The following is a 13,862-nucleotide window of genomic DNA, read 5'->3' on the forward strand; positions in this document are numbered from 1 at the left end:
CTTAAAACAATTCCGTGGTCAGCAAATAACTCTAACGCACAATGGCGCGGTCGTAGTTGTTAGAGATCAAGCGAAGCGCTGGTTGCTGACTCAAGCAACGGAGTAAGAGACTTTTGTGCCAACACCGTTACCTGATGAGCTGCTCGTGAAAGAGCAGTGTAAAGACGTCGGCGTGCAAGCTGCGTATCCGGGTAAACGTGCCTATCGGCATCAACGATAACTACGTGATCGAATTCAAGTCCTTTGGCCAGCGGCAAATCAAGCAGCACAACTCCCCGGCCAGGGAGAACTGCATGATGATCGATAACGGTAATGCCAGTGAGCTTCTGAGCTATCCGTTGGACGTCCTGATGGGTGGGCGCAATGATCGCGCACAATCCTTCTGAATCTTGTTCAGTGTGCAGTATGCCCCGTAGTGCTTCCAGAAGTGCCTCTTCATCGGGGAGTACTTCGATACGCGGTCGTTTTCCTCCATGCTGCACCGAGTGTGTTTTTACTCGTTCGGTTGAGTCCATGAGTCCAGTAAAAAGGGCAGTGATTTCCGCTGTCGATCGATAGCTTGTCATAAGACGACATTCATCGACAGAACCATGGCTCGCCGCAAATATCGCACGAATGCGATCAAACGACGCAGTGCCTTCGTTGATGGCCTGATTTTCATCGCCCAAGAGCAAGAAATGCGCACGTTTAAAATAGCGAGCCAGAACCATAAGCTGTGCCTCGGTGTAATCCTGCACCTCATCAATAGTGACATAGCGAATATCGTGTGCGCCTGTTCCTGTGATCAGGGTTTTTAAGAAAAGCCATGCAACCGATGAGAGATGTCCCGCATTAAGCATACGCATCCCGATACGATCAAAGCGCAGCCAACTAACCTGTTCTATCTTGTCATGTGCAGTGCCATACAGATGCTGAACAAAAGTACGTGCATACTCGATAGTCTCTTTTTCGCTTTGGGGCGCAAGCGTCTGCCCAAACAGGCGAATCTGCTCGCTTACTTCAAGAGACAACATACGATCGTGAATGTCTTCGTCAGAAGCAAGTTGTCCCAGCCGTGTATCAAGGCGCGCATGCAGGTCTTCTTTCATGAGCGCGATAAGACGTGGACCGACAGGGATATTCTTATATTTGGCGGCGATGCCTTGTATCTGTGTTGTCTTTACCAGGCGCATTCCGTCGATAGCTATCTCAGAGAAATCGTGCGCTTCAAGGTGAAGAGACGCCATGTTTTGCTCAAGTGTATGGAGCGTTTCGGCAGAAGTGTCTCTGCCGTCGCCGCGTTCACTTAGGCCCAGCAGCGCAACAAAATCTGCCCACGTAAAGATTTGTGGGTTTGCCTCGCCCATATCAGGAAGCACGTTGTCGATATACTTTTCAAACACTGGGTTCGGCGTGAGCAGACACACTTGGTCGGGACGCAGCGTATCTCGCTTCTGGTAAAACAAAAACGCAATGCGCTGCAACAACACTGATGTCTTGCCACTGCCAGCAATGCCGTTTACCAGAAGAACCGGCACATCATCGTGACGCACCACTTCGTTTTGCTCTTTTTGAATGGTGGCGGTGATGGCCTTAAGCTTTTCCGAATGGTTTGCAGCAAGCGATGCCAGCAAAAGAGGATCTTCAATGGCGACGGTGGTGTCGAAGTAGGCGTTTAAGGTGTTGCGCGTAATGTCGAACTGGCGCCGTAATTTCAAGTCAACAGATATCGTTCGGCCATTTGCCGTGTACGACATAGGGCCGTTTTCCTGGTTGTAGTAGGTTTCGGCCACCGGGCTGCGCCAGTCAACAATAAAATGACGTCGCGCTTCGTCGGTTATTCCAACACTTCCCAAATAGATATCGCGAGTGGGCTCGTCGGAGTGAAACTGAAGACTCACCTTAGCGAAATACGGCTGTGCCATCAGCTGCGTGGCATTTTTCAAGCGCTCGCTATTTACCTGGATGGTGCGATTGTACGCATCGATGACGCTGTTAACCGCCTCGAGTGCAGCCACCGTTTCGAGTGCGTTTTCATCATCACTGAAGTCAAGGGACGTTTCATTGCGCATGGATTCCATGTTGTGCGCAGCTTCGGATTGAACTGCCGCAAGCTTTTGCTCGGCGTCCTGTTTGATGACGTCGAGCTTCCCGTAGGTTTCCGTAAGGTGTGCTTGCTCTTCTTCGAATATCTGATCCATAAGCTATTTGACTCGGTTGAACGGGGAAAACGGAGCGTAAAAAGCTAGCCAAGTAAGGAAGAGTAACGCGATAATAATACCCGCAGCAGAGAATACGGCAACAAGCTCGAGGCTTGCTTGCGCCGCCGAAAGAGCAAAAATAATCGCGAATGTAACAAAAGCAGTAATCAGCGCAATAAGAGAGGCGATTTCGGTATCGGTGCCGCGTCGTTTAACTTGACTGCTCATGTACGTTCCCTTTCAGTTTTCGTTGTCGAGCGCATGTTTGTGGGCAGCTCGGTTATTTCTGCCAAATAAGAAGCATCGTCGATTGTAAAAGCGTTGCGGGGGACATCAAGCAGGTAGCGCTTCGTTTCATGGGGCATTCACATTTCAATACAATAAATTGGGTTTCCCATGGTCAGCGATGCAAAAAAGATTTCCTCTGCTGTTTAGCGCGCATCACGACAAAATACGAGCGATGAATTACTATAAAGCAGTCAAAAGAGCGCCTCTCCGAATGGCTTTCGGGACCAACACCAAACGCCTTGTATAAGCCAAACTTTTGGGTGAGCCAGTTACAACAAGAGAATCCGATCGGGGGAATCTCATGTACGATGAAATGGATAGTCCCTCCCGCAATGATGCGTGTTGGTGTGGCAGTGGGAAGAAGTACAAAAAATGTCACTTGCACATCGACGAGCGCTTGCAGGAACTCTATGAACTAGGTGAAGAAGTGCCGTATCGCAACTTATTGAAAACTGCCCAAGACATTGAGGGCATTAAACGTTCGGCAGAGGTCAATATAGGTGCTCTTGATTATGTGGCTGAGCATATTCAGGTGGGCACAACAACCGAAGAAATCGATCAGTGGGTATATGACTATTGCATCAAGCATGATGCAATACCCGCCGACCTCAATTTTGAAGGGTACCCAAAAAGCGTCTGCACATCGATCAACGAAGTGGTGTGCCACGGCATCCCATCTGCAGATGATGTTTTGAAAGAAGGCGACATCATCAATGTGGATATGTCGACCATCAAAGACGGATACTTCAGCGATTCATCACGTATGTTTTGTATAGGCGAGGTTAGTAAAGAAAAAAAGCGCCTGGTGGAAATAACGCGGCGTGCTGTTGAGGCGGGACTTGATGCGGTGAAGCCATGGTGCCATTTGGGCGATGTGAGCGCTGCAGTGAATAAAGTTGCTGTTGATGCGGGTTATTCAGTGGTTGCAGAGTTTGGCGGACACGGTATTGGTCTTGAATTCCATGAAGACCCTTTTGTTAGCTTTGTTGCACGTGCTGGTACGGGCCCTATTTTGGCTCCGGGTATGTGTTTCACGATTGAGCCAATGGTAAATATGGGCAAGGCCGCTATCGACATGAGCGACCCGAATGGATGGACCGTGCGGACAGCCGACGGCAAGCCGTCGGCTCAGTGGGAAGTGCAGTTGGTTGTTACCGAAACAAGTTATGAATTGCTTTCCTGGTAGGGGGGAGCAGCTAGTTGGTTCACTGCGGCTTGGGCTAAATGCTTACAGAGTACCGCGCTTGTGACGGCGCCTAGCCCGCCGGGAACTGGCGTAATAGCTGCAACCTTCGGTTCAACAGAATCAAAATCAACATCGCCGACAAGTTTTGACGCAGCGCTGTCCCAATTGATGCCCACATCGATAACCACCTGACCAGGAGATACCCAGTCTACATCAATCGTGTGGGCTTGCCCAATCGCTGCCACCACAATATCAGCCTGTCGACAGACCTGCTGAATAGTGCGCGTGTGGCTATGACACATGGTTACGGTGGCGTTTCGTTTTTGCAGCATTAAGGACACTGGTCGCCCTACAACAAGCGAGCGTCCAATTACACAGACATTCGTCCCGTCAAGGTGCGCCCCATAGTGGTCAAGCACTTCAATAACCGCCTGAGCAGTGCAAGGGGCAAATCCAACCGTTTCCTGAGCGAATACCCCAAAGAGCGAAGAGGGGGTAATGCCGTCGATATCCTTCTGGGGAAGAAGTACTGCAGTAGCGGCCTCTTCGTTCAGCGAAGCAGGCAGTGGGCGCAGCATTAGACAGCCGTGAATGGCTGGATCGTCGTTTATATGCTGAATAGTTGTCATGAGTTCGTCTTGCGTACTTTCGGCGGCGAGTTCAAAGGTTGTTGCCGCAATGCCGCGCGCCTCGCAGCGTTTGCGTGCTCCCCGCTCGTAGGAAATATCATCTGGTCTGTTGCCGACGCGGATGATAGCAAGCTGGGGGGTAATTCCCTGTGCGGTTACCTGCGCAACAAGACGATCGGTTTCTTCTGCAAGTGCTTCAACAACTGGTGCGGCCTTCCAAATTTGAGCCATGATGCTATTTCCTTCCGCGGATGGTGTTCATAACGGTACCCACGATAAGTTGAGCGCGCGGCACATAGGTGGCAAGCAATTTGTCGGCTTCAGCTTCGTACTGTTGGGCAAAATCGCGATCGATGAGGGTCTTGGTATTGACGTAAATGTTCATACTGGCCGACTGAAGTGCGCCTAAAGCCAGCGCCGCACCACAGCCCACGTCGGATACGAGCATTCGATTGCACGTTCCTTCAAGTTCTTCGAGTACTTCGATGGCCTCGCACAACGCACGCATCATTTCCAGAGGCGGCTTGCAAGCGGCTTGTGTGGCACGCTCAAGGCGAATAGTGCGATCGGGGTCGCTCTTGGGAATACCATAGGCACGAGCAAGAGGAACAAAGGCAGCAGCGTCTTCTTCGACGCAGTCAAGCAGGCGCAAGCGAATGTTACGCGCTTGTGTGCAGAGGCGTTCAATGTCGTCCTGTACGTCGGCGTACTTTTCTTTACCGAGCGTGAAATTGCCTGCCATCTGCCCTAATGCGGCCGCAATAGCGCCCACAGCAGCAGAAGCGCTACCGCCACCTGGCGATGAATTACGCGCTGCAATGTTGGCGGCAAAATCGGCGCAGGATTGCTGCATAAACGGCTGGGGCATACAGGGCTCGTTTCTCTTATGGTTCTAGCAGATCAAGATAGCAGAGACACCTTACTATGAAGGAGACAAGCAGCTCAGCGGCACGAAAAACGTGATCCTGTGGGATTATTGATGCATTCCTGCCGTTTTCATCAGCTTGAAACATTCTTCTGCGACGTTAACGGTAAAATCAAACCAATAAGTGCGTATGGAAGAGCCGTATGCCGCAAGGCTTACGAGGCGCGCTTTTTCCCAGATAAACTCCACTGGAAGACGAGGAGGAGCATGGCAGTATTGTCTTTTGGACCCTACGCACACGCTGACGCTGCTAATGGCCGTGTCGCTGAAGCATTCCAACGGCGCGTGCAAACTACGCCGCCGGGAATGTGTCCGATTGCGTTGCAACTTTCGTTTTTGCAAGCCTGTGGTGCACAGACATGTGGGAAGTGCGTTCCCTGTCGCGATGGTATTCCCCAGCTTGCACGCTTGCTTGATCAGGTGGTTACCTGTCATGCAACCACTGAGACGCTTATACAAATTCGTGCGCTGGCGCAGTCCATTCGCGACACGAGTGATTGCGCGATTGGGTATCAGGCCGGTCAAGGAGTGCTTGATGGGCTCGAAGAGTTTGCTGACGAATATGAAAGTCATCTGTCGCAGCGCAGTTGTTTGTCCGACATTGGGCAGACGGTACCGTGCGAAACAGGGTGCCCAGCGCACGTTAATGTTCCGTCGTATTTGGCACTTGCGGGCAAGGGCGATTATGCCGGTTGCATCAACATGGTGCGCAAGGATAATCCGTTTCCCACCGCATGCGGTTACGTGTGCGAGCACCCTTGTGAAGAGCGCTGTCGTCGCACGATTATCGATGCACCGCTTAATATTCGCGGCATCAAGAAGTTTGCGTGCGATCAGCTTCCTGCTGACGAAGTTCCCCTGCCGCAGCCGAATGTGGGAACAGGTCGTCGCATTGCGGTAGTAGGTGCCGGTCCATCTGGTATGACCTGCGCATACTTTGCAGCTCTTATGGGTCATTCAGTTACCTTAATTGAAGCGCGCCGTCAGCTTGGCGGCATGATGCGCTATGGCATTCCGGCTTATCGTTTCCCGCGTGAAAAGCTCGATCAAGATATTCGCGCCATTCTTTCGCTGGACAATATAGAGGTACACACCGAAGAGACGGTGGGTACCGAAGAAATGCGTCGCTTGGCCAAAGAATACGATGCTGTCTATGTAGCCATTGGCGCTCAGCAGGGGAAGACGCTTGATCTTGCTGGCGCTGATGCGAAGGGTGTTATGTCAGCGGTCGACTTGCTTACTCGTATTGGCGATGACGACTACCCCGATTTCACCGGTAAGAATGTCGTGGTTATCGGTGGCGGTAACGTTGCTATGGACTGCGCGCGTACCGCAGTGCGCGCCGGCGCAAAAACGGTAACGGTAGCGTATCGCCGTCGGCTAGAAGATATGACAGCCCTGCGTGCAGAAGTAGATTCCGCCATGCAGGAAGGCGTTGAAATGATGACGCTGCAGGCGCCTGATTCCATTGAAGTGGTCGACGGGCACTGTGCTGCATTAATCACGCAGCCCCAGCGTATTGGCGCCGTTAAACGGGGAAGACCTGCTCCGGTTACCGCCGATAAGCCGCAGGTAAAAATCCCTGCTGACATTATTCTTATTGCTGTGGGGCAAGCGATTGAAAGCGCTCCGTTTGAAGAGGCTGGTATGCAGGCCGACCGAACGTATTTTGTGGCCGATAAGCAGCTGCATGCCGCGGCAAGTGCGCCGAATGTCTTTGTGGGCGGTGACTGTCAGGTTGGTCCCAAAACAGTAATTATGGCAATCGCCGCTGGCAAGGTGGCGGCGCGCAACATTGATGCCTTCCTTGGGTATGACCACAAGCTCGATTGTGGTGTTGCTGACCCGGCGCCTGATGCGAATATTCGTGAGGCGTATGGACGTGTGAATATTGCTGAGCGGTCCGCTCGCGAGCGCAAAGGTGACTTTTTAGCAACTGAAGTTGAAATGACCGTTGAAGAAGCACAGCAGGAGTGTGCTCGCTGTTTGCGCTGTGATCACTTTGGCTGCGGTGCGATGGTAGGAGGGAGGATCCAGTATGCCTAGTATGACTGTTGATGGAAAGCAGGTTTCTTTTCGTTCAGGCATGACTATCCTCGGTGCTGCCCGCAAGGCGGGAGCATTTATTCCCACGCTTTGTTTCCTGCGCGGTATTTCAAGCATCGGTTCATGTCGTGTTTGTGCGGTTGAAGTTGAGGGAGAAGAAGGCCTCGTAACCGCGTGCAATACCCCAGCTCGCGATGGCATGGTGGTGCATACTGACACACCCCGTGTTATCGAAAGCCGCACTATTCAACTGCAGCTATTGATTGCCGATCATGGCTTGAACACGACGAATTATTGTTTCAGTTGCGTGAAGAACGGGTCTTGCCAATTGCAGGACGTTTGTCGCGCCTGTGGAGTGGAGGAATCTCCCTTTCCGGTTTCTGATGAACGTAAACCAATCTACGACGGTAATCCTTTCTTGCAGTTTGATCCAAACCTCTGCATTCGCTGTCAGCGCTGTGTAGGAGCTTGCAACAACCAAGCGAGAAACCATACTATTCAAACGGGTAAGAAGGGAATGCGTACTACTATCCTTGCCCCGTTTGGCGACGATTGGGAATCAACGACCTGCGAGAGCTGCGGTTGCTGTGCGGCCGCTTGTCCCACAGGGGCGATCGTAGAAAAGCGGCGCCATTCGTATCGTTCGTGGGAAACAAAACGGGTACTAACGACGTGCCCCCACTGCGGTACGGGCTGCCAGTACTACTTGGTGGTGCGTGATGGACGTATCGTCGACGTGGAAGCGGCCAAGGGCCCGAGCAACGATGGTGCCCTGTGCGTTAAGGGTCGCTCGGCGAGTTTTGATTTCGTACAGTCACCCGATCGCTTGACAACGCCGTTAATCAAGAACCGCACGACTGGCGAATTTGAGCCAGCGAGCTGGGATGACGCCCTAGATCTAGTGGCCTCTCGGTTCGTAGAGCTGAAAAATACGTACGGCCCCGATTCGTTGGCTGCGTTTGCCTGCAGCCGTTCGTCCAACGAAGACATCTATATGTTGCAGAAGATGGCACGCGTCGCGTTTGGCACGAATAATGTGGACAACTGCGCACGCGTATGTCATAGCCCCAGTGTTTCGGGTCTGGCTCGTACGTTAGGATCGGGCGCGATGACTAACCCGATTCCTGATATCACGTCGAAAGACGTTGATCTAATCATGCTGGTTGGTAGTAACCCTGAAGAAGCGCATCCGGTTATCGGCATGCAAATTCGCCGTGCGGTTGAACGGGGCGCACGCTTGATTGTGGTTGATCCGCGCGATATTGGGCTTGCACGGAAAGCCGATGTTCATTTAAAACTGCGTCCCGGTACTAATGTCGCGTTTTCAAATGGCATGTGTCACGTCATGATTAAAGAGGGGCTTATCGATCGCACCTTTATCGAAGAGCGCACCGAGGGCTTTGATAAATTTGCTCGCTTGGTTGAATCGTATACGCCCGAGCGGGTAGCGGAAATCTGTCATATTCGGCCAGAGGATCTTATCCAGGCAGCTCGCATGTATGCGACAGCCCAGGTTGCTCCCATTATTTACTGCTTGGGAGTTACTGAGCACAGCAGCGGCACCGAAGGCGTTATGTCCATGAGCAACATGGCATTGCTGTGCGGTAAGTTGGGACGTCCCGGCTGCGGTGTTAACCCCTTGCGTGGCCAAAACAATGTGCAAGGCGCCTGCGATATGGGCGCTCAGCCTACTGATTTCCCGGGATATCAGAAAGTTGATAACCCCGAGATCATGGCCAAGTTTGAAAAAGCATGGGGCGTTGAACTGAACCATAAGGTAGGCATGTTTGCTACCAACGTGTTCCATGCTGCGGCTAAAAAGGAAATTCGGGGCCTGTTTATCTTTGGCGAAGACCAAGTGCGTACCGACCCTGATATCGGCCATGTTATTCGTGGGCTTGAAGCTCTTGATTTTGTGGTCGTCGACGAACTATTTATGACTGAAACAGCCAAGTATGCCGATGTCGTACTGCCGGGTATTAGCTATGCCGAAAAGGAAGGCACTTTCACCAACACCGAACGCCGCGTTCAGCGCATTCGTCCGGCAATTGCTGCGCCGGGTGATGCCCGACCAGATACCTGGATCTTTACTGAAATCATGCGCCGAATGGGCTATGATCAGCCTTATTTAACGCCAGCCGAGATCATGGATGAAATTGCTTCGGTTACCCCAAGCTTTGCGGGCATTAGTCATAAGCGCTTAGATAGTAAAGAAATTGGCGGCAAGGGTCTTCAGTGGCCGTGTCTTGCGCCTGATCATCCGGGCACGCCGATTATGCATGTGGGCACATTCGCACGCGGACTCGGTAAGTTTGCTGGTACTGAATATCGCGCTTCGCAGGAAATGCCAAGTGGCGACTATCCGCTGATGCTAACGACGGGGCGCATTTTGTACCATTACAACGCCCAGGCGATGACTGCCCGCACGCGAGGGATTAATCGTATTTCAGATCGATCGTTTATTGAAATTAACACCGAAGACGCGCGCAATCTTGGCGTAGAGGATGGCGATCGGGTGCGCGTGTGCAGTCGGCGCGCCTGCATTGAAAGTGAAGCGCATGTCAGCGACAAGACGGGTATGGGTGAGACCTGGATGCCATTCCATTTTCTGGATGGTAACGCCAATTGGTTAACCAATGCTGCCTTGGATAACATTAGTGCTTGCCCCGAATACAAAGTATGCGCTATAAACATCGAGAAGATCAGCTCGTGACGGGTGCAAACATCTGGCTGTAAGTGAAAGGGAGCTCACGCCAAGCAAGTAAACAGGTAGCGCTTAGTAGCAAACAGCAACCAAGCAACGGAAAGTAGCCAGCGCTCGGCTACTAATAGCGGGCAACTAATAGAGGACAACGCCAGCATGAAGGCGCTTCGTGCTTCTGCGGCATTGCATTTATCGCAATGCCGCAGGCTGATTCCTTATTTTTCAAAAAAAGAAAGACCTTATTTTTAATTTGGCTTCAATTATGATGGCGATATAAGTCAAACCTCGTCACATAAGGAGGCCTTATGGGTAAGTTTGCAAAGATAGGTTGCGCAGTTGCGCTTTCGGCGTCACTTGCGGTGGCGCTGCCAGGAAGCGCATTTGCCTGTACGGGGATCTACATTGGATCTCAGTACGACACGGACAGCTCGTCGTACTTCTCGCGTTGCGAGGACTACACCTATGTGCCGCCGTCGGCTGTGCACCTGAAAGTGTTCGGCGTACAGGCTGCCACAAAGAACTCAGGGCAGACCTACAACAATGCCGAAGAAATGGGCGGAGTCGACCAGACCCACTTTAGCCGTCCGTATCCGGCAAGCACGTACCGGTTCAGCTACATTCGTGACTCAAGTGACTATGGCGCTGGCGATATGGCGTACGCCGAGGCAGGTACTAATGAACTGGGTGTCTCGATGAGTGCGACAGTCACGACCGATTATAACGACGCTGCCAAGGCGGCCGATCCTCTCACCGACAGCGGAGTAACCGAAAATAATATTGGGACGATTCTACTGGGCGAGGCCACGTCTGCTAAGCATGCTATGCAGATTGCAGGCGACGTTATGGACCAATATGGCGCGGGTGAGAATTTCCGTATTTTTGCAAGCGATTCAACGGGTGAGACCTGGGTATTCAATGCGCTTTCGGGCCATCAGTGGGTTGCTTTTAAGCTGCCAAACGACAAGTTTTCCGTTGACCCCAACATGGGGCGCCTTCAGTACAAAATTAACCTAGACAGCTCCGATGTGCTTCATTCCGAAAAGGTAAAGCAGCTTGCCGAAGACAATGGCTTCGCCAAGACGTTTGCCGATGGAAGCTTTGACGTTTCAACTTCGTATGGCAAGGCAAATTCAGGAGCGGGGCAGTATTCGCGCTTCTACATGGGCGTCAATCAGCTTGACCCGGCGGTTGCTGGATCGCTTCAGATTACCAAGGATGCCAATGGGAAGTTAACGGACATTCAAGATCCGCAGTACTTGTACAGCTCTTCAACGTTGAAGATGACCGGTCCGTCCAAGCTGATGAACGCTCTGCGCACGCGGGGTCAGGGGTCTGAATTTGATGCGACCACCAATAGCAATCTGTATCCGTTGAGCAATCCCTATCAGTTGGAGTGCCATATCTTCCAGACGCGTGCTGGCGACTTGCCGGTGGGCATGAAGACCATTCAGTGGCAGGCAACGGGACGTAACGGATATAACGTATTTCTGCCGTCATATTCCGCGCTGCTTTTACCTGATGGCGATGATGGTTTCAAGGGAACGGTTCAGCATGATATCGGTGCGCTCGCACAAGATACCGGCAACCAGACAACGCCTTCCATCAACAAGCTCAACAGTCTTGACGGCGTTGAAAATTCCCAGTATTACACGATGCTTGAGCTGAATAATCTCGTTGATACCAAGCCGGATCTCTATGCGAAGAATGTATCCAAGTATCTGCAGAACCTGCAGAACAAACTTATCGACGAGCAGTCTGCCGTTGACCAGAAAATGCTTGCACTGCCGGCTGATGCGCGTGAAGCAAAAGCAACCGATGTTGCTGATAAGCTTCAGACACAGCTCACGCAAAAGACCATCAAGCTTATTAAGGAAATGAAGGCATACGAGCAGGCGGGGGATACCAGCAAGCCGTTTATGCCATCCGAACTCAATGCTGATGGTACCAATAATGCGTATCTGGATTACCTGAGTCTCTTTGAAGAACCAGCTCCTAACCCCGAACCAACGCCTGGTTGGGCGCAGGATGATAACGGTCAGTGGTCCTATACCAATGCTGATGGTAGTAAGGCTGTTGCCTGGCAAGAAGTAAATGGTACCTGGTACTACTTCAACGATGAAGGCATCATGCAGACCGGCTGGGTGCAGCTTGATGGTGCGTGGTACTACCTGCAGTCTTGGGGCGGCATGGCTCTCGACTGGCAATTAGTCGACGACACCTGGTATCACTTTGATTCAGCGGGTGCCATGCAGACCGGCTGGTTGCAGCTTAGTGGCGCCTGGTATTACCTTACTGATTCGGGTGCTATGGCCACCGGTTGGATTCAGGTTGACGGCACGTGGTATTACTTTGCCAATGACGGTGCTATGCAAACCGGCTGGGTCTATGTCGATAACGACTGGTATTACCTGAACGCTGATGGTTCCATGGCAACTGGCTGGCTACAGCTCGATAGCACGTGGTATTACTTCAAGACGTGGGGCGGCATGGCTGCAGGAAACTATCCTGTTGATAATGTCATGCAGCGCTTTGCTTCTTCTGGAGCGTGGATTGGCTAAGCTTACGAAGTAATTGCCAAATACCAGATACCAGGGGTCAGGGTTTGTCCTGATTTGCGGTACCTAATAGAGCGGGGTTGGGGATAATAGTTCCCGCCCCGTTCTTGTTTTGGGCGCTTGTGCGACCTATAGGCCGAAGTGCTTGTAATTTAAAGCGGTTGGTAAGCTGAAGTAACTAGTAAGCTAACATAGCCCACCAACAAAGATGGGTCGCAAGCTAAAGCGGTTAGTAGACAAGCCAACAGGCAAAATAGTAACAGGGGTATGTTAGTAGTCGGACCAAGGAGTACTTATGCTCACTTATGTGCCTCGCTTTATCCCTGATATTGTGCAGGCAGCGCCGTTTGTTCTTGCGTTTGCCATACTTTGCGCGCGTCCACTTCATCGTCGACCGCTTGCCTTTTATATCCCTATAGCAGTTATTGTGACGCTGGTCAGTCTGCCGGATACATGTAACGTCATCATGGCTGGTAATACTCCGGCACCTCTCCAGTCATATGGTGTTGCTCTTGAAGGGGCGCGTAAGGCAGTACCGCTTTTTGATGATGTCATCGACATTATTACGGGTGCCTGTACAGGGGTCTGGTTTTATCTGATTGTCATGTTCATTGGCGTGCTTCATAGAGGCCCTGTCGTAAAAAAACTCTATTCTGCGCGCTCCGAATTGTCTGTGCTTGGCGGCATTATCGTTATGGGCCATGTGATGCGTGTACTCGCATTTCCATTTTATTTTACTTCGGAGCAATTTCGTGCCGTGTGGGGCATTCCGGCTGTTTGGTTTATGTTCTTTGCGGCAGTAATCGTTGGTGTATTCTTGACCATTGTTTTTCTTATTCCGTGGATAACCTCTTTCAAGTTCATCCGTCGTCAAATGCCGGCTTCAACCTGGAGAAAGGTACAGAAACTGGCGTATCCATTTATGTTTCTTATGCTGCTGCAGGGTCTCTTTTTAGGGGTTGGACACGCAGCATATGGCTGGCCATTTGATAGCCAGATTTCCATGCGTCTTATCGCCAGTAATCCAGCTAGTTATGTGATTGATCTTGCGCGCTATGTGGGACAGGCATGGATATATTTCTTCTTTATATGCGTCTATAGTGCACTGCTGGTACGCCGTCGGGCCGAACGTAAGCGCGAAGCACGAGAAAGCATGACCAGTACGAAAGTGAGTTGTGAAGCGCCAGAAGGCAAGACCGATATGGTGGTGAACCGCGGAGCATCAGAAAGTAAGACTGATACGAAAGTAGGTCGTGAAGTGTCTGAAAGCAACCATGATGAATCAGCGAGCCTGAAAACGGCAGAAGGCAGTAAACGCGATGCGTAAGAGGATCGCAAAGTGCAAGAGA

The 13,862-nt window shown here is 51.5% G+C and carries 9 protein-coding genes; 5 read left to right on the forward strand and 4 right to left on the reverse strand.

The window, feature by feature from the left end; genetic code table 11:
• Positions 1-59: 59 nt before the first annotated feature.
• Positions 60-2,180, reverse strand: a complete 2,121-nt coding sequence (locus CCUR_RS00080) for a HelD family protein (protein ID WP_012802438.1) — start codon at positions 2,178-2,180, stop codon at positions 60-62.
• Between the two features lie 3 nt (positions 2,181-2,183).
• A complete protein-coding gene (locus CCUR_RS00085) occupies positions 2,184-2,408 on the reverse strand; it encodes a hypothetical protein (protein ID WP_012802439.1) in 225 nt (74 codons plus the stop codon).
• A 361-nt stretch (positions 2,409-2,769) separates the two neighbouring features.
• Here CCUR_RS00085 and CCUR_RS00090 point away from each other — a divergent pair, with 361 nt between their 5' ends.
• Positions 2,770-3,654, forward strand: a complete 885-nt coding sequence (locus tag CCUR_RS00090; RefSeq protein WP_041225144.1) for a methionyl aminopeptidase — start codon at positions 2,770-2,772, stop codon at positions 3,652-3,654.
• On the opposite strand, the gene CCUR_RS00095 is transcribed toward CCUR_RS00090, so the two are convergent.
• Together CCUR_RS00095 and CCUR_RS00100 are read right to left on the reverse strand one after the other, a co-directional pair.
• Positions 3,633-4,514, reverse strand: coding sequence for a bifunctional 5,10-methylenetetrahydrofolate dehydrogenase/5,10-methenyltetrahydrofolate cyclohydrolase (locus CCUR_RS00095; RefSeq protein ID WP_012802441.1), 882 nt, complete (start codon positions 4,512-4,514; stop codon positions 3,633-3,635). The two genes, CCUR_RS00090 and CCUR_RS00095, sit on opposite strands and share 22 nt — an antisense overlap.
• A 4-nt stretch (positions 4,515-4,518) precedes the next feature.
• Positions 4,519-5,151: a cyclodeaminase/cyclohydrolase family protein gene (locus CCUR_RS00100; protein ID WP_012802442.1), complete on the reverse strand. Its 633-nt coding sequence runs from the start codon at positions 5,149-5,151 to the stop codon at positions 4,519-4,521.
• A gap of 264 nt (positions 5,152-5,415) precedes the next feature.
• Between CCUR_RS00100 and CCUR_RS00105 the strand changes: the two genes are divergently transcribed.
• From CCUR_RS00105 to CCUR_RS00120, 4 genes are all read left to right on the forward strand, one after another.
• Complete coding sequence (locus tag CCUR_RS00105; RefSeq protein ID WP_012802443.1) at positions 5,416-7,254, forward strand: NAD(P)-binding protein; 1,839 nt, start codon at positions 5,416-5,418, stop codon at positions 7,252-7,254.
• The gene (fdhF, locus tag CCUR_RS00110; protein ID WP_012802444.1) at positions 7,247-9,967 is read left to right on the forward strand and encodes a formate dehydrogenase subunit alpha; all 2,721 of its coding nucleotides are present in this window, start codon (positions 7,247-7,249) and stop codon (positions 9,965-9,967) included. Before CCUR_RS00105 ends, fdhF begins: the two co-directional genes overlap by 8 nt.
• 296 nt (positions 9,968-10,263) lie before the next feature.
• The gene (locus CCUR_RS00115; protein ID WP_012802445.1) at positions 10,264-12,516 is read left to right on the forward strand and encodes a C69 family dipeptidase; all 2,253 of its coding nucleotides are present in this window, start codon (positions 10,264-10,266) and stop codon (positions 12,514-12,516) included.
• A gap of 292 nt (positions 12,517-12,808) precedes the next feature.
• Complete coding sequence (locus CCUR_RS00120) at positions 12,809-13,840, forward strand: hypothetical protein (protein ID WP_012802446.1); 1,032 nt, start codon at positions 12,809-12,811, stop codon at positions 13,838-13,840.
• The last annotated feature ends 22 nt before the right edge of the window (positions 13,841-13,862 follow it).

The organism is Cryptobacterium curtum DSM 15641, assembly GCF_000023845.1.
Lineage (GTDB): Bacteria > Actinomycetota > Coriobacteriia > Coriobacteriales > Eggerthellaceae > Cryptobacterium > Cryptobacterium curtum.

What these genes read in the sequence shown, in the direction of transcription:
- CCUR_RS00085 (WP_012802439.1), bottom strand. Translation starts at nt 2,408, where the DNA reads ATGAGCAGTCAAGTTAAACGACGCGGCACCGATACCGAAATCGCCTCT.
- fdhF (WP_012802444.1), top strand. Translation starts at nt 7,247, where the DNA reads ATGCCTAGTATGACTGTTGATGGAAAGCAGGTTTCTTTTCGTTCAGGC.
- CCUR_RS00100 (WP_012802442.1), bottom strand. Translation starts at nt 5,151, where the DNA reads ATGCCCCAGCCGTTTATGCAGCAATCCTGCGCCGATTTTGCCGCCAAC.
- CCUR_RS00115 (WP_012802445.1), top strand. Translation starts at nt 10,264, where the DNA reads ATGGGTAAGTTTGCAAAGATAGGTTGCGCAGTTGCGCTTTCGGCGTCA.
- CCUR_RS00095 (WP_012802441.1), bottom strand. Translation starts at nt 4,514, where the DNA reads ATGGCTCAAATTTGGAAGGCCGCACCAGTTGTTGAAGCACTTGCAGAA.
- CCUR_RS00105 (WP_012802443.1), top strand. Translation starts at nt 5,416, where the DNA reads ATGGCAGTATTGTCTTTTGGACCCTACGCACACGCTGACGCTGCTAAT.
- CCUR_RS00090 (WP_041225144.1), top strand. Translation starts at nt 2,770, where the DNA reads ATGTACGATGAAATGGATAGTCCCTCCCGCAATGATGCGTGTTGGTGT.
- CCUR_RS00120 (WP_012802446.1), top strand. Translation starts at nt 12,809, where the DNA reads ATGCTCACTTATGTGCCTCGCTTTATCCCTGATATTGTGCAGGCAGCG.
- CCUR_RS00080 (WP_012802438.1), bottom strand. Translation starts at nt 2,180, where the DNA reads ATGGATCAGATATTCGAAGAAGAGCAAGCACACCTTACGGAAACCTAC.